Annotated in this window: 13 protein-coding genes and 1 pseudogene; 8 read left to right on the forward strand and 6 right to left on the reverse strand. The window is 65.3% G+C overall.

What is annotated here, in order from left to right; all coding sequences use genetic code 11:
• Nucleotides 1–17 precede the first annotated feature (17 nt).
• A complete protein-coding gene (gene hxlA / locus AC1D1G_RS19795; protein WP_477953385.1) occupies nt 18–647 on the forward strand; it encodes a 3-hexulose-6-phosphate synthase in 630 nt (209 codons plus the stop codon).
• A gap of 229 nt (nt 648–876) precedes the next feature.
• Here hxlA and zwf read toward each other — a convergent pair whose 3' ends face one another.
• Complete coding sequence (gene zwf, locus AC1D1G_RS19800) at nt 877–2418, reverse strand: glucose-6-phosphate dehydrogenase (RefSeq protein WP_477953387.1); 1542 nt, start codon at nt 2416–2418, stop codon at nt 877–879.
• Nucleotides 2419–2617: 199 nt separating this feature from the next.
• Between zwf and gnd the strand changes: the two genes are divergently transcribed.
• Both gnd and pgi read left to right on the forward strand, forming a co-directional pair.
• On the forward strand, nt 2618–3517 hold the full coding sequence (gene gnd / locus AC1D1G_RS19805; protein WP_477953401.1) for a phosphogluconate dehydrogenase (NAD(+)-dependent, decarboxylating): 900 nt from the start codon (nt 2618–2620) through the stop codon (nt 3515–3517).
• 15 nt (nt 3518–3532) lie between these two features.
• Complete coding sequence (pgi, locus tag AC1D1G_RS19810) at nt 3533–5170, forward strand: glucose-6-phosphate isomerase (protein WP_477953402.1); 1638 nt, start codon at nt 3533–3535, stop codon at nt 5168–5170.
• Between the two features lie 331 nt (nt 5171–5501).
• Here the strand turns inward: pgi and AC1D1G_RS19815 are convergent, their stop codons facing one another.
• Complete coding sequence (locus AC1D1G_RS19815; RefSeq protein WP_477953388.1) at nt 5502–5702, reverse strand: hypothetical protein; 201 nt, start codon at nt 5700–5702, stop codon at nt 5502–5504.
• 891 nt (nt 5703–6593) lie between these two features.
• On the opposite strand from AC1D1G_RS19815, the gene AC1D1G_RS19820 reads away from it, so the two are divergent.
• The 3 genes from AC1D1G_RS19820 (at nt 6594) to AC1D1G_RS19830 (ending at nt 7594) form a co-directional block, all read left to right on the forward strand.
• On the forward strand, nt 6594–6818 hold the full coding sequence (locus AC1D1G_RS19820; protein WP_477953389.1) for a hypothetical protein: 225 nt from the start codon (nt 6594–6596) through the stop codon (nt 6816–6818).
• 1 nt (nt 6819) lies between these two features.
• A complete protein-coding gene (locus AC1D1G_RS19825; RefSeq protein WP_477953390.1) occupies nt 6820–7248 on the forward strand; it encodes a transposase in 429 nt (142 codons plus the stop codon).
• A 61-nt stretch (nt 7249–7309) separates the two neighbouring features.
• Nucleotides 7310–7594, forward strand: a complete 285-nt coding sequence (locus AC1D1G_RS19830) for a ThiF family adenylyltransferase (RefSeq protein ID WP_477953392.1) — start codon at nt 7310–7312, stop codon at nt 7592–7594.
• Between the two features lie 505 nt (nt 7595–8099).
• Here AC1D1G_RS19830 and AC1D1G_RS19835 read toward each other — a convergent pair.
• The 3 genes from AC1D1G_RS19835 to AC1D1G_RS19845 form a co-directional block, all read right to left on the reverse strand.
• A complete protein-coding gene (locus tag AC1D1G_RS19835) occupies nt 8100–8453 on the reverse strand; it encodes a hypothetical protein (RefSeq protein ID WP_477953403.1) in 354 nt (117 codons plus the stop codon).
• Between the two features lie 240 nt (nt 8454–8693).
• Nucleotides 8694–9971, reverse strand: coding sequence for a 3-phosphoshikimate 1-carboxyvinyltransferase (gene aroA, locus AC1D1G_RS19840; RefSeq protein WP_477953393.1), 1278 nt, complete (start codon nt 9969–9971; stop codon nt 8694–8696).
• A gap of 1 nt (nt 9972) precedes the next feature.
• Complete coding sequence (locus AC1D1G_RS19845; RefSeq protein WP_477953395.1) at nt 9973–10710, reverse strand: GntR family transcriptional regulator; 738 nt, start codon at nt 10708–10710, stop codon at nt 9973–9975.
• A 146-nt stretch (nt 10711–10856) separates the two neighbouring features.
• On the opposite strand from AC1D1G_RS19845, the gene AC1D1G_RS19850 reads away from it, so the two are divergent.
• Both AC1D1G_RS19850 and AC1D1G_RS19855 read left to right on the forward strand, forming a co-directional pair.
• The gene (locus tag AC1D1G_RS19850) at nt 10857–14111 is read left to right on the forward strand and encodes a protein kinase domain-containing protein (RefSeq protein ID WP_477953396.1); all 3255 of its coding nucleotides are present in this window, start codon (nt 10857–10859) and stop codon (nt 14109–14111) included.
• A gap of 87 nt (nt 14112–14198) precedes the next feature.
• Nucleotides 14199–15013, forward strand: a pseudogene (locus AC1D1G_RS19855) (IS110 family transposase).
• Nucleotides 15014–15418: 405 nt separating this feature from the next.
• Here the strand turns inward: AC1D1G_RS19855 and AC1D1G_RS19860 are convergent.
• Nucleotides 15419–16235, reverse strand: an 817-nt coding sequence (locus AC1D1G_RS19860) for a LacI family DNA-binding transcriptional regulator (RefSeq protein ID WP_477953397.1), incomplete at its 5' end; no start/stop codon positions are given.

Here is a 16235-nt window from a genome sequence, read left to right on the forward strand (position 1 = left end):
ATAACCAGGAGAAACACATGACGAAGCTGCAGGTTGCAGTCGACCTTCTCACCACCGCCGACGCGCTGGCCCTGACCAACAAGGTCGCCCCGTACGTCGACATCATCGAACTCGGAACCCCGCTGATCAAGAGCGCCGGCCTCAGCGCAATCAGCGCGATCAAGGCCGCCCACCCGGACAAGGAGGTCTTCGCCGACCTCAAGACCGCCGACGCAGGCTTCCTCGAGGCCGACCTGGCCTTCTCCGCCGGCGCCGACCTGGTTACCGTCCTCGGCGCCGCCGGTGATGCCACCATCAAGGGTGCCGTCGAGGCAGGTCAGAAGCACGGCAAGAAGGTCGTCGCCGACCTGATCGGCGTCGAGAACCGTGTCGAGCGGGCCCGCGAGATCTCCAAGCTCGGTGTCGCGTTCGTCGAGATCCACGCCGGCCTCGACGAGCAGGCCCAGCCCGGGTACTCCATCCAGACCCTCCTCGACGACGGCAAGATCGCCGGTGTCCCGTTCTCCGTCGCCGGCGGCGTGAAGGTCGACACCATCGCCGCCGTCCGTGACGCCGGTGCCGACGTCGCCGTCGCCGGTGGCGCCATCTACAGCGCCGAGGACCCCGCCGCTGCCGCGAAGGCCCTCAAGGACGCCCTCACCAAGTAGTCCTGCGTGCACGAAAGGCCCCGAACACGTTCTGTTCGGGGCCTTTCGCCGTATGGTGCGGCGCTTTTGCTACACGAGCCTGGAACACAGGCTCCCTGCCGGGTTCGGGTGTATCCAACCGGCGCGGCCAGCGTCGAGATCATCGAAGGCGGGTGAGTTGCCGATGTCGTGGGTGGGACCGAACCCCTCCGTTGGTCTCGCGCATCGACTTTCTACCCGCCCGGTCGTGTCAGAGCGGCCGCCACGCCCGGCAGGTCCGGCTGAGGATCCGCTCCGCCGACTCCGGGCCGGACGCGCCGGACGGATAGGTGTCCGGGCGGCCGAGGGCTGCCCAGTGCTCGAGAAGAGGATCGATGACCCGCCAGGACCATTCGACTTCCTCGCGGCGGGGGAAGAGGGTGGCGTCGCCGCGGATCACGTCACAGATCAACCGTTCGTAGGCCTCCGGTGCCGGGTCGAACACCGACTTAAAGTCCATCCCCAGGCTGACCGGCTGAATGTGCATGCCGCCGCCGGGACGTTTGGCGCCGATGTGCAGCTCGATTCCGTCGTCCGGTTGGACCCGGAAGACGAGCACGTTCGAGACCGCCGCGGCCCGCGCAGCCGCCGAGCCGTGCGCCGGCGGGGTGAACGTCACCGCGATCTCGGTCGTCCGCCGTGCCAGGCGTTTGCCGGTGCGGATGAAGAACGGCACGCCCGCCCACCGGCGGGTCGCGATGCCAACCGTGAGGGCCGCGAAGGTTTCGGTTGTCGAGTCGGCGGGGAAGCCTGCCTCGTCAGCCAATCCTGGTACGGGAACACCGTTCTCCACCCCCGCACCGTATTGGCCGCGGGCCGATGTCTCGGCGAACGGTCCGAGGAGTTCGGTGGCGGAGAGGACCTTGATCTTCTCGGCGGCGATGCTGTCGGCGTCGAACGCGACGGGTTCTTCCATCGCGATCAGCGCCAGTAGTTGCAGCAGGTGGTTCTGGATGACGTCGCGGGCGGCGCCGACGCCGTCGTAATACCCGGCACGCCCGGTCACTCCGACACTCTCGGTCATGGTGATCTGCACGTGGTCGATGTGCCGGTTGTTCCACAACGGCTCGAACATCCCGTTCGCGAAGCGCAGCGCGAGGATGTTCTGCACCGTCTCCTTCCCCAGGTAGTGGTCGATGCGGTAGATCGAGGACGGCGGAAACACGCGTTCCAGCGTGACACCGAGCGATTGTGAGCTGGCGAGGTCGTGGCCGAACGGTTTCTCCACCACCACCCGGCGCCAACCGTGTGCATTCCGGTTCAGACCGGTGATCGCGAGCTGGTCGCAGACCGTGGCGAACGCCGACGGCGGGATGGACAGATAGAAGACATAATTGCCCGGTTTACCCCGACGGACGTCGAGCTCGGCCAGCCGCGCGGAGAGCCGCGCGAACGCCGCGGTGTCGTCGAACGACCCCTGTACCAGGTCGATGCGCTCGGCAAGCTCGTTCCACACCGCGGGATCGAAGGGTGTGCGCGCGTGTTCTCTCACCGACTCGCGAAGGCGGCCCTTCACGTCCGTGATGTTCCGGGCAAAGCCGACCAGATCGAAGTCCGGCGGCAGTTGACCACTGTGCGCGAGGTCGTAAATCGCCGGGATGAGTTTCTTTCGAGAGAGATCGCCGGTGAGTCCGAAGATCACCAACGATGCCGGCTCTGTGACCAGCGTGGTGTAGTCGGTCAACTCGGCGCCGACTCCTCCGCCAGGTCCGTCTACCAGGGGGTTCCGCTCCTGCACTTCAGACACGGTCACTTCTTGCACTCCGTCTTTCGCTCCACCACAGGCGCATTCAGACAATGCGTCGAATACCAGTGTCGAAGACGCGGCGAGGTAGCGCACTTGGCCGAGCGGCCAGTGACAGCTGCCCGTCCGGTCAGGTGAGGCGGCCCCGAAACCCCCGTAGACATAGACATCGGCACGACACTCGAGAATCGAAAGTGGAACGGTGACGATGAAACTGGGACTGGTCGGTCTGGGCAAAATGGGACTGAACATGCGCGAGCGCCTGCGTGAACGCGGACTCGACGCGACCGGATACGACCCGAACGCCGCCGACAGCGATGCCGACAGCCTCGAAGCGTTGGTCGAGGCGCTTCCGGCGCCGCGGGCGGTGTGGGTGATGGTGCCCGCCGGTGCCCCGACCCGCCAGGTCATCGGACAGCTCGCCCGCCTGCTCGCACCCGGTGACCTCGTCGTCGACGGCGGCAACTCCCGGTTCACCGACGACAAGATCAACGCGGACATCCTAGCCGAACACGGCATCCGCTACCTCGACTGCGGCGTCTCCGGCGGCGTGTGGGGACGCAAGAAGGGCTACGCGCTGATGGTTGGCGGTGACGCCGCCGACGTGGACCGGTTGATGCCGGTCTTCGACGCGCTGCGGCCGGACGGTGATCGGGAGGACTGCTTCGTCCACGCCGGCCCGGTCGGCGCCGGCCATTACGCGAAGATGGTGCACAACGGCATCGAATACGGACTGATGCAGGCCTACGCCGAGGGATACGAACTGCTGGCCGCCGAGGACTCGATCGTCGACGTACCTGCCGTGCTGCGCGCGTGGTCCAAGGGCACCGTGGTCCGCTCGTGGTTGCTCGACCTCCTGGTGCAGGCGCTGTCCGAGGATCCCCAATTGGCGTCGATCTCCGGCTACACCGAGGATTCCGGTGAAGGCCGCTGGACCGTCGAAGAGGCCATCGCCCACGCGGTCCCCGCGCCGGTGATCTCCGCCGCGTTGTTTGCCCGGTTCGCCTCCCGCCAGGACGACTCCCCGGCAATGAAAGCCGTCTCGGCATTGCGCAACCAGTTCGGTGGGCACGCCGTCCGAACGGTCGAGACCGCCGGGATCGCCTGAACCATGACGACCTCGATTCAACCGAACATCACGGCCTTCCTCGAATGGCAGCGCCTGCAGGACCACTACGACGACATTTCCTCGGTGCACCTGCGGCAGTTGTTCGCCGACGACCCAGAGCGCGGTAGGGACCTGACGGTCAYCGCCGGTGACCTGTTCATCGACTACAGCCTGAGCCGCATCGATCGCGACACGCTACCCCTATTGGTGGAGCTGTCGCGAGCCGCCGGGCTCGAGGATCACCGCGACAGCATGCTGCGTGGGGATCCGGTAAACACCACTGAGAACCGGGCCGTCCTGCACACCGCGCTGCGCCTACCCGCCGATGCGACACTCACCGTCGATGCACACAACGTCGTCGCGGACGTGCACCGGGTGCTCGACAGGATGGGCGACTTCACCGACCGCGTCCGCAGCGGCCAGTGGCGCGGGGCCACCGGTGAGCGCATCACCACGATCGTCAACATCGGCATCGGCGGCTCCGATCTGGGGCCGCGCATGGTGTACGGGGCGCTGCGTCACTACACCGACGCCGGGATCACGGTCCGGTTCGTCTCGAACGTCGACCCTGCGGACCTCGTCGCCGTGCTCGCCGATCTCGACCCGGCGACCACGCTGTTCGTCGTGTCGTCCAAAACGTTCACCACAATCGAAACCCTCACCAACGCCACCGCCGCCCGGCGGTGGCTGACCACCGCGCTCGGTGACGATGCTGTGGCGCGGCACTTCGTCGCCGTCTCCACCAACGCCGCGAAAGTAGCCGAGTTCGGTATCGACCCCGGCAACATGTTCGAGTTCTGGGACTGGGTCGGCGGCCGCTACTCAGTCGGATCCGCGATCGGGCTGTCGGTGATGGCCGCGATCGGCCGGGACGCGTTCGCGCAATTCCTCGCCGGGATGCACACCATCGACCGGCATTTCGCCGAGGCACCCTTGGAAGCGAACGCCCCGGTGCTGCTCGGGCTCCTCGGCTTCTGGTACTCCAACTTCTTCGACGCCGAAACCCGAGCCGTCCTGCCGTACTCGAACGACCTCGCCCGGTTCCCCGCATACCTGCAGCAGCTGACCATGGAATCCAACGGCAAAACGGTGCAGACAAACGGAACCCCGGTCAAGACCGCCACCGGAACCATCTGGTGGGGCGAACCCGGAACCAACGGGCAGCACGCCTTCTACCAGCTGCTCCACCAGGGCACCCGGCTCGTGCCGATCGACTTTCTCGGCTTCGCCGCTCCCACCGACGACCTACCCACCATCGACGGGCAGGGCAGCATGCACGACATCCTGATCAGCAACCTTCTCGCACAGCGGCGCGTCCTCGCGTTCGGCCGCACCGACGACGAACTCGCCGCAGATGGTGTCCCCGACTCGCTGACTCCGCACAAGGGGATGCCCGGGAACCGTCCGTCCACGACCGTCCTGGCGCACAAGCTCACCCCCTCGGTGCTCGGTCAGCTGATCGCACTATACGAACATCAGACCTTCGTCGAGGGCGCATTGTGCGGCATCAACTCATTCGACCAGTGGGGTGTTGAGCTCGGCAAGACGCAGGCGGTGGAGCTGGAGACCATCGTGAACGCGAAGGACATGTCGCCGGACTTCGTAGACTTGGACAGCTCGACGAAGTCTCTTGCCCGGTGGTTCAGAAGGTGAGGACGGCGGTCGCGACGGCATTGCCCGCAGATCACGTCAGTTCGGGATCCAGCTGGGCTACCGACGTCACCGGCGACATTACGACCGGACTCGCGGCGAGGATTGATCCGAAGCTGGGATAGGTTGCCCATCAGAACGGTGAACGAGATCCTCTGGGCCTAAAGCGGCTTCGCAGGTCCAGGCCTTGTCCTACTCAAGGAGCGCCTGGGTCTCCGCGTTGCGGACACGAGCGGTTGAGCCTCGTCGACGTCGTAATGGTCTAGGCGGGCAGTGTCGATCCAGCGTTGCAGTTACACCCCATCTACGCTCGGTTGTTGGGAATGCGCTCGGTCTACGGGAGGCGTGCGCTGCCCGAACCGACGTATTCGAGGTGGTGGACCTCGTCGAGGACCTTGACCACCTCGTCGAAGGTGCCCGGGACGGTCAGTACATCGTACGATTCGACGATGGTGAGGGCGATGGAGTCGAGGGTTCCTCGGTCCAGCAGCATCAGGACGAGTTCGGTGGGGTTGTTGCGGCAGCGGTAGATCACCCCTTGGACGCGCGATCACACCGGCCGATGGGCCCGCCAACACCGGCAGCCACCTCTGCTCAATGCGCAGCAGAGCAGGCGCATGCTCGTGCATGCTTTCGTCGATGAGAACACTGTCCGCGGCATCATGATGGCCGCCGCCATCGCCGATCCGCGGTCTCTGGCGCATGCACGGAAGGTGCTCACCGAACTGCGTTTGTAAGGGCAAGAGCGCCTACATTTCAAAATCCGAGCGCGATTCCCGCAGGCGGGAATCTGTTCCGCGCTGGTGAGACTGGAGGTACGCGTGAGTTTCTCGCCGCGGATCATGACGGCGGCCAGGTCGTCGGGGCCCACCTTTTTGAAGTTGGTGCCGTAGTTAATGACCGCCGAGCGCGGAACGAGATCAGCGAGGTGCACGGGGAGCTTGTCGTCGCGTTGCGTGAGGTAGCTGTGCACGATTCCTCGAACCTGCCCGGAAGGTCCCACCTCGTGAAGCCGAGAGCGGCCGCCGTCCTGCGACTTCTCGTAAGCGATGTCGAAGCTCCTCTTGGCCGCTTGTGGAAATAGTTGGACGAGTCCGTGAGGTCTTACCGTGGCCAGCGTCCGAGACGATCAGTCTGTTCGCCTGTCTGCTTTCCATCCAGAACGTGGATTCCCGCTACGTATTCAACATCTCGCGTAGCGGTGCATTGCCCGCAGTGCTGGGCACACGCCACGACCAGCACGGCTCACCGTCCATCGCGTCCAACGTCGTGACCGTGATCTCCGCAATGTTCGTTCTGCTGGCAAACGTGACCCGTCTGGATCCCGCGACAGAGCTCTATGCCTGGTTCGCCGGTGCCACCATCGGGTTCATTGTGATGCTTGTCGGCACCATCATGTCGGCGTTGGTCTTCTTCAGTCGACGGTTTGCGCGCCGGCACACTCGAGGAATCCGTCGTCCGGGTTATCGTCGCCCCCGTTGTCGCCCTGGCCTGCCTCGTCGTGGTGTTCGTCCTGGTACTCCAGAACCTGCGGGACCTTGTTGGCGGGTCGCAGCCGGTCGCGTGGGCGGTGCTCGGCTCGCTCGCCTTGGCCTTCGCCTGGGGATTCACCATGGCCATCCGACGCCCGGAGATGTCCCTCGACAACTGAGATGGCGCCGAGTCTGGGCACCGCCGCGGCGCTGTCATTTCGGGCGCCGGTCGGCCGCACCCCGGTCGTTCAGGCGACCGGGGCCCGGTTCTCGGTGAACATGATTTCCGCGATCAGTGCCAAAGGTGCTCTGCGGTTCTCGATCATCGACGGCACCCTCACCGCAGCGAAGTTCATCAACTTCTGCAAACGCCTGCTCCGCGACAACGACGGGCCGGTGTTCTTGATCCTCGACGGACATCCTGTCCACCGGTCCAAGGCCGTCACCGCGTTCGCCGACTCCGCATGCGGACCCTGTTCCGCATCCCCGCCTACTCGCCGCAACGGACGGCAGCACCCGGCTCGCGCACCTGGCGTCGTGGCGATTCGACGATCTGGGAAGCCAGGTCACCTCGCTACTGAGTCGGACCCGAGTAGGTCCTGCCGCTGAAATCAAGGACGAGGTACTCGAACTCGCGAACAAGTGGATTGGGTTCGCCGAGACCAAGTGGATGAAGGTCTACGAGAACCGCCCGGAGGTCACCCGCCGGCGCGACGACAACACCGCCTCCACCTGGCTGCAGGACAAACGCGTCCTCATCCTGGGGTGCGGTGCCCTCGGCGCACCGATTGCCGAACACTGCGTGCGAGCTGGCGTCACCGCCCTCAGCGTGGCGGACTACGGATCCGTGTCGCCGGGAATCCTCGTCCGGCAGCCCTTCGCCGACGCCGACATCGGCAGAGCTACTAAGGCGATCGTAAGTATGTCGACTCGTTATGCGGCGGCGCGGATGTAGGCGAGAGTGTGGGGTCGGCGAAGAAGCCGCGGACTGCGGCATGCGTCGCAGCCGCCGCAGAGCCCGGGTGCATAGGGTCTTGAACTGCTCGGGCCCGGTGATGCCGGATCGGCCGATGCGGTCGTGTTTGACGTACTTCCATACCCATTCGTCCGGGTTGAGGCTACCGCCAACCGGGTCGTCAACTTGCTCATCTGCCATCCGGACGAGGTCCGCGAAGACGCCCCATCGGTGGTCATTCTCGGGGCACGTCGCGTCGAGCGCGTAGGGGCTGGAGGAAAGAACGGGGAGCCGAAGTCGTCGACTGCGACGAAGTCTTCGGCCAGAAAGCGATCGAGGAATTCGGTATCGGTCAGCCATTCACGGACGTCGATTCGCTGACCGTCGCGGCTGTACAGGCGTACACGGTCGCGGTCGAATTCGACTTGTCATTCGCCCATGGCACGCGGTCACCGAGGTCACCGAGGTCCGGGTTGATGATGATGCGGCCCGCCTCCGAGCTGGTTTAGGCCACAGGTGGGTGCAATGACTGGCCTTCCGGGTCGAGGGTTCCTTCGGCGGCGCGCTGCAGCCACAAGGTCAGCCGGGAGATCAGGCCGTGCATCCCGTCGCTCGGGCTCCAATTCCACCGAGGCGCAGCGTAGAGGCACCACCCGACCCCACTGCACATGGGGTGCCGGCCCACCGGTTGGAGACCCTGACCACGAGGTGCGTAGGGAAACGTATCGGAGACAATGAATTCGAACTTCTCCCGGTCACGCACCGCGATACCACCGTTGCGGGTGTTGGTCCCGTGGGTATCGAGGGAGACGGTGAACGTCGTCGTGCCAGTCCCGTGCGCGGTTGCCAGAACTTCGATTTGCGCCGTCGCTACTCTCTGCGAGGTCGGCGAGCTGCGCCGCCAGCTCGTTCAACGAGCGAACCCGACCGGCGCGGCGGGCGCGTTGGCCCCGCCACGGTCGGCGGCGATCGCGTGCCGAGCCCTCGACCGCTACTGGTCGAAACACTCCGAACGATTTCGAAGCAAACCCACCGCACCAGCCCTCCCCAAACCGACCGGAATCAACACCAACGTGTCTCAGACAGTTGACACTTCCGCCTACGACGGTGCGGAGCTGACGACGTGAGTGCGGTACCGCTCCAGTTCGGTGAAAAAATCCGGCCACGTCTTCGACACACACCCTGGATCGAGGATGCTGATGTGCGGCTCGACAAGAGTGAGTAACGCGAAAGACATTGCCATGCGGTGGTCGTCATAGGTGGCGATCTCCGCAGGCATCAGACGGTTCGGGGGTGTGATCGTGATCGTGTTGTCATCACCGGAGACCTTGGTTGCCACCCCGATCTTGCCTAGTTCCGTCGTCAGTGCGGCGAGGCGATCGGACTCCTTGTAGCGCAGGATCTGCACGCCGGTCAGCATCGAGGGCCTGTGCGCCGTGGCCGCAACCACCCCGAGGGTCAGGGTCATGTCAGGGATGTCCGTCACATCGACGAGCGTTCCTGCCAGCCCCACGTCGGACGCGCGGTGCGCGAGCACACCGCCGTCTCGCCACTCGATCACTGCACCCATCTTTTCGAGCACCGCCAGCATCGCGACATCCCCCTGGATCGTCTGCGTTGCGAGGTCGGGAACGAAGACCGGGCCGCCCGTAATCAGAGTGGCCGCGAGAAAGTAATTGGCGCTCATGATGTCCGGCTCGACGGTGAACCGGGTTGGCCGATATCCGGTACCGGCCAACTCGAATTCCAAAACGTCGCCGCACCGCCTCACGGCAATATCGGCACCGAAGGCACGCATCACCGACACGGTCATGTCAATGAAGGGAATCGAAGCCGACTTGCGGGCACACAGGCGTGTCGGTGCACCCACCGCCGCGAGCGCCATTAACAAACCACTGACGAACTGACCGGACTTCTCGGCATCGACGACAATGACGGCAGGCACCGTGACAGCGCCGGTAATGCGCCGACCACTCGGCTCCGACTCATCGACGGTCTTACCCAAAGTCCGCAGGGCGGAAGTGAGTCCGCGCATGGGCCGCTCCATCAAACGCGACGAACCGGTCAATGCCAACGGCTGGTCGCTCGTGACCGACAGTGCCGCCGCGAACCGCATGGTTGTGCCCGAGGCGAAACAGTCCATCACATCACTAGTAAAGGCGGGTTTCGGCGACCCCCACACCTCGGTGACGTCACCACTACCCGCAATCCGAACGCCACATCCGGATAGCACATTTATCATTGCCGTGGTGTCGTCACAGTCGGCGAGCCCGACGATCTCACTACGACCGCGAGCCAGCGCAGCACAGATCAGTGCCCGCGCAGAAATACTGCGTGATCCCGGGACGGTAGGCACGAAGAAGGGTGTCGTCGCCATCTCATCCCTCGATCGCGTGAAGGACATCAGGTCCCGGCTTCGTCTCAGGGGCAATCGGTACTGATCCGCTCGATCGCTGCCGAAACCACTCGGCAAGGCGCCGACCTTCGCATTCGTTGTGCGACCATGCCTCCTGGGAGGCTTCCCGCGCATCCCCAGCGAGTAGCGCGGCGATCAGCGGTGCATGTTGAGCGGCGATATTTTCGCCGGCGTCGGCAACGAACGCGTTGCTCGTCGCGATGCAGAACCGGACCTGTTGCTCGACCATTTCATACTGGGTGCGGAGGCGTCTGTGTCCCGCGAGTTCGACGATGGTCCGGTGCAGTTTGAAATCGGACGCAGTGATGGTGGACAACTCCCCCTCCACACAGGCTTCCAGGAGGTTGCGATGTGCCCGTGCGATAGCGTCCGCCTTGACCTCGTCAAGGGTATCGGCAGTCAGGCGGGCGGCCAAGCTCTCGAGACAGCCTCGAAGGGTCCAAATTTCCCACACCGCATCGGCAGTCATGTCCGCAACTTGCCAGCCGGTGTAGGGAATCTTGGTGACGATGCCTTCGAACGCCAACTGGTTGAGGCTCATACGGACCGTGGCACGGGCGGTGCCGAGTTGTTCGGACAACGCGACCTCCGTCAACCGCGTGCAGGGAGCGACGGCGCCGGAAAGCAGATATTCGCGCAGGCTGTCGACCGCCTGCGTGGTGACCGGCCTCTTCTCGACGGGTCGAGGCGTCTGCTCCACGATCTCGGCTCTCCTCTCGGCGCGACTGACACACAAAATACGGCAGGTTGGCAATTGGCGCCAATAGGTAGCATCTCACCCCGTCGTTCGTTCCAGCGGGGATATCCTGACTGGTATGCAGAAACGTGCGAACCGCGCATAGCTCCATGACCGAAATCGACCCGTTCAAGACACAGCGAGACGTGGGCGCTGATGTCCTCACGCAGCTGCGCGCGGTAGGGTTCGAGGACGCTCGCGAGATCGGGCACGGGGGTTTCGGCGTGGTGTACCGCTGCACCCAGGTCGGCTTGGATCGCACAGTGGCGGTGAAGGTGCTCACTGGCGATCTGGAGGAGAACCGGGAACGGTTCTTCCGCGAACAGCGAGCGATGGGCCGCCTGACCGGGCACCCGAATATCGCCGGTGTCCTGCAGGTCGGCGAACTCCCCGACGGCCACCCATATCTGGTGATGCAGTACCACCAACACGGTTCCATGGATGCCCGGATCCGAGAAGATGGTGTCCTACCCCTCGGCGACGTCCTGCGTCTCGGGGTCCTCCTCGCCGGGGCCTTGGAGACCGCACATCGTCTCGACGTGCTGCACCGGGACGTCAAACCAGCGAACATCCTGCTCACCGACTTCCACCAGCCCGCCCTGACCGACTTCGGCATCGCCCACATCACCGGCGGGTTCGAAACCGCCACCGGCACGGTCACCGGCTCACCCGCTTTCACCGCACCCGAAGTCCTCGGCGGCGACCCGCCCACCCCCGCCTCCGACGTCTACGGGCTCGGCGCCACCCTGTTCTGCGCACTCACCGGACACGCCGCATTCGAACGGCGCAGCGGCGAACAAGTCGTCGCGCAGTTCCTGCGCATCACCACCCAGCCCGTACCGGATCTTCGTGAGAACGGCATCCCCGAACCGGTGTGCACAGCCATCGAGGCGGCGATGGCCCGCGATCCCACGGCCCGACCCACCGCCGCCGCGTTGGGCGAGCAACTACAACAGGTCCAAACCACACTGGGGTTTCCGGTCGAGGAGATGGCGTTGCGCGCCCACCCGGGTGAACAACAGCAGCCGCATGCGGCGGCAACGGCAGCCGTACGACTCGCCAATCCCGCCCGAGGGCAGACCGGCGGACTGCCACTGGAACTGACCAGCTTCGTCGGGCGGCGCGCACAGTTGACCGGCCTGAAGAACCTGCTGGCCGGTTCGCGACTGGTCACCTTGACGGGGATCGGCGGGGTCGGCAAGACTCGGCTCGCGCTCCAGGCCGCAAGTAAGGTGCGACGGAATTACGTCGACGGCGTACACCTGGTTGAGTTAGGCGAACTCCATGACCCGGCCTTATTGGTAGATATGGTGGCCGCCGCCGTGGGCCTGCGCAATCGGACCGACCAGCCGATGGCCGAGGTGTTGGTGGAGTTCCTCTCCACTCGCACATTGCTGCTTGTGCTCGACAACTGCGAACAGGTCGTGGCGGCGGCGGCAGAACTTACCGAGTCACTGCTGCGCACGTGCCCCGGCCTGTCGATCCTGGCGACCAGCCGCGAGGCCCTCGGAATCGGTGGAGAGTCGGTACTACCGGTGACGCCGCTGGAGTTTCCGGACCCGGCAGACGAGCCGACACCTCGCGAACTGGGCCATTACGATGCGGTGACGTTGTTCAGCGAACGCGCGGCCGCGGCCGTGCCGGGTTTCGAGCTGACGGAGGACAACCGGTTCGACGTAGCGCGGATCTGTGCCCGTCTGGACGGGTTGCCGCTGGCAATTGAACTGGCCGCGGCACGGCTACGGACGATGTCCGCCGCTCAAATCATGCAGCGGCTCGACGACCGTTTCGGCTTGCTGACGCGTGGCAGTCGGGGGGCTCCCACGCGGCAGCAAACGCTGCGGTGGTGCATCGGCTGGAGCTATGACCTCTGCACGCCCTCAGAACAGCAGTTGTGGGCGCGGCTGTCGGTGTTCGCCGGCGGCGTCGACCTCGACGCCGCCGAACAGGTGTGCGGCGGACCTGACCTGCTCGATGCATTGTCTGCGCTGGTGGACAAATCGATTTTGAGCCGGGAGGAATCTGGTGGCGCCGTCCGGTTGCGGATGCTCGAATCGGTACAGGACTACGGCAGAGATGCACTCGAGGAGACCGGTGAGCACCTAGACATGCGGCGGCGGCAACGGGACTGGTGCGAGCGGCTGGCTTGCGATGCCGAAGCCGACTGGATCAGCTCCCGCCAGCTGGAGTGGATTTCCCGGCTGACCCGAGAACTGCCGAATCTGCGTCGAGCACTGGAGTTCTGTCTGCGTGAGGGCGGCGAGGGCGGATTGCGGATCGTCACCGCGTTGTATACGTTTTGGCCTCTGGGTGGGCGGCTCAGCGAGGGTCGCATGTGGATCGACCGGGCACTCGCTCACACGTCAACGTCCGAGGCACCGAACCTGGACCGGGCACGGGCGCTCTACGCTGCCGCCGGGTTGGCCATGGTCCAGAGTGACCTCCCGGCGGTGACCAGTCGGGCGGCGGAGCTTCGCACCCTTGCCGAGCAGATCGACGACCCGAAGATCGGCGCACTGGCGGACGCCGCCCACGGGATGACCGCCCTTCTCGATGACGACCCGGACCGCGCGATCAAGCACCTGGTCGGCACCGGCGAGGTCTTGGGCGCCCATAATGAACTGACTCTCCAGTTGGATGTGCTGCTATTCCTCGGATGGGCGTACGTACTTCGAGGAGACCCCCAGCGTGTTCTCGCTTGCCATGCGCAGATCCTTGCTCTGGTAGAAGGTCGCGGCGAGACGTATTTTCACTCCTGGGCAAGGTGGTCGATCGGGATCGCCCTGTGGGGCCAGGGGGACGTCGATCGCGCTGCGCAACAGCTGAGCAAGGCCCTCCGCCTGGCCGAGATGAGTAACGATCCTCTCGTCGCGGGATCCAGTGTGGAGGCACTGGCCTGGATCGCCGCCGAGCGAGGAGATGCCCGCCGTGCCAGCGTATTGCTGGGTGCCGCCGAAGCTCAGGGCCGGAGTGTGGGCAGCCCCACTGTCCTGCTTCCGAATCTGCTCATCTACCACGACCGTTGCGTGCAGCGTGCCCGCACGGCACTCGGAGAGACGGCTTTCAAAGCCGCTCATTCTGAGGGCAGCGCCATGAGGCTCGATGCAGCCGCTGGCTTCGCCCTCGGTGAACATCCCCAGGCGAGCACACGGGAAGTCAATTCGACGAAGCTCACCAGACGTGAGCACCAGGTCGCCGAACTAGTGGCCGAAGGACTTACCAACAGTGCGATCGCCGCCCGCCTAGTGATCTCACCGCGCACCGTGCAGGGGCATGTCGAACACATCCTGGCCAAACTGGGATTCACCTCACGGACACAGATCGCGTCGTGGGTAGTGAGGCGACCCCCTGAGGACAGCACCTGATGCGATGAAAGGGGCGGAGCCTCCGACTCCTCGTGGTTCCCGGCGAATGCTGGGGTGTCACATCCACACCTGTCGGAGGAGGCCCCTATGAGTGAGCATGACGGAAAACAGTTCATCGGGATCGATCTGCATCGGCAACGCTCGGTGATCGTCCGGCAGGAGCGCCGACTCACCGGTCCCGGTCCAATACCGGTGAGCACCTCGCGGTGGCGCGGATCGTCAACGACCCCGCTTCACTGGCCCTGCAGCTCGAGAAGGCCGGAGAGCATCCCGAGGTGGTGCTGGAAGCAACCTATGGCTGGTACTGGGGAGCCGCCACGCTGCAGGCGGTCGGCGCCACGGTGCACCTCGCGCAACCATTGGGTGTCAAGGGATTCCGGTACAGGCGGGTGAAGAACGACGTTCGCGACGCCCGGGATCTGGCGGACCTATTGCGGATGAACCGGTTGCCCGAGGCGTGGATCGCCCCGCCACCGACCCGGGAACCGCGGGAATTGGGGCGGTACCGAGCGAAGCTGGTCGCACTGCGGTCGGGACTGAAGGCCCAGGTGCACTCGGTGCTCGCCTAGGCCGGGGTGTTGATCCCGGTGTCGGATCTGTTCGGCGTCGAGGGGCGTACGCACAGCGAGTGATCTCGCTGCTCGAGCTGATCGACGTCCTCGATGCGCACGAGCGGACACATTACGAAGCAGGGCTCCGAACTCGTGCGCTGGGCGGCGGGTGAGGCCATCCAGCGGCAACCGGCCGGCACGAAGATCTCGGCCGACCGCAAACGCATCGAGGCCCGCCGCGGCAGGAACATCGCCAAGGTCGCCACGGCCCGCAAACTGCTCACCCACGTCTATTACGGGCTGCGTGACGGGCACATCCGCGCGTTGGCCCACCACAAGGCGGCGGCGTGAGCACCCCGGACGCAACACGCGCGCGGCCGTTCACCGGTCTGCCCCCCGTGCCAACGGCGTGGTCGTCCACCTGATTGACCCCGCGTATTGCCAGCGCCGTCTCGATGCCCGCAACCCCGGGCGAAGGGATGACCGACAGCCGAGGAAAACCGGCCTGTCCCACACACCACCCGCATCACATTGGAGACCGTTCACTCCCACAACCGAATTCATCGTTCTTCGGGGGCCGTGACCAGTGTGCGCCGGGCCGGGCCACGGTCAAGACCGTTCGTCCTCATTGCACTCCGGGTGCTCCGTCCTGACTGGAGGGTCCCTTACCCAGCGCTGCCCGCACGGAGGCCGAAAACGGGCAAACCAGCAGGTCCGACTGCGGGATCGGCCGCCACCGGTATCGCCGGTGAGGCGTTACAGCGGTGCTGGGCGCATCGTTTCAGCCGGACGCAGGCGCGGGGTGGTCGACGCCCGTTCGACGAGCTGCGTATCAATCTCGTGCCGCTGCTCGTCGAGTTTTTCGCCGCGGATGCTCCGGAGCAGCAGTTCGACAGCGAGGCGCCCCATCTCGGCGTAGGGCTGGCGCATCGTCGTAAGCTGCGGGTCGACCAAACCCGCCGCTCGCTCGTCGTCGAAGCCGACGAGCGAGACATCTTCGGGCACCCGTAGCCCSTGCGCTCTCAGCGTGCGCAGCGCCGGCGCCGCCATGAGGTCGGCGATGCAGAAGATGGCGTCGATCTCGGCTCCGCGTTCGAGAGCTGCGTCGAGCGCGGGCAGCGTGGGGCGCGCTTCGTCGAGGAAGTCGTCGCAGTCGATGACGAGCGACTCGTTGTAGGCGATGCCTGCGGCCTCGAGGGCGTCGCGGTAGCCTGCCGCGCGCTCGTCGATGAAGAGGCCGTCGCCCCAATCGGTCAACCCGGTGCCGAGGTCGACGCTCAGCAGGGCGATCGACCGGCGGCCTTGCGCGATCAGGTGCTCGACCGCGATGCGCGCGCCCTCACGATTGCGTGGGGAAACGGTGGGGAAACGCACCGTCCGGCTCGTATCGTCGATCGCCACTCCGGGCAGGGCGATGCGGTCGCAAGCCTCACGCACGGCATCCTGGTGGGGAACGCTGATGACGATGACCCCCTCGGTGGGCACGTTCGCGAGACCCTCGACGATGGCGGCCATGCCGCCTGGGATGCCCGCGACGGGGTGCACCATGAGCTGGTAGCCCTCGGCCGAGGCG

This window comes from Rhodococcus sp. P3_B8 (assembly GCF_056402775.1).

What these genes read in the sequence shown, in the direction of transcription:
- aroA (WP_477953393.1), bottom strand. Translation starts at nt 9,971, where the DNA reads ATGGCGACGACACCCTTCTTCGTGCCTACCGTCCCGGGATCACGCAGT.
- AC1D1G_RS19825 (WP_477953390.1), top strand. Translation starts at nt 6,820, where the DNA reads ATGGCGCCGAGTCTGGGCACCGCCGCGGCGCTGTCATTTCGGGCGCCG.
- AC1D1G_RS19830 (WP_477953392.1), top strand. Translation starts at nt 7,310, where the DNA reads ATGAAGGTCTACGAGAACCGCCCGGAGGTCACCCGCCGGCGCGACGAC.
- hxlA (WP_477953385.1), top strand. Translation starts at nt 18, where the DNA reads ATGACGAAGCTGCAGGTTGCAGTCGACCTTCTCACCACCGCCGACGCG.
- AC1D1G_RS19850 (WP_477953396.1), top strand. Translation starts at nt 10,857, where the DNA reads ATGACCGAAATCGACCCGTTCAAGACACAGCGAGACGTGGGCGCTGAT.
- gnd (WP_477953401.1), top strand. Translation starts at nt 2,618, where the DNA reads ATGAAACTGGGACTGGTCGGTCTGGGCAAAATGGGACTGAACATGCGC.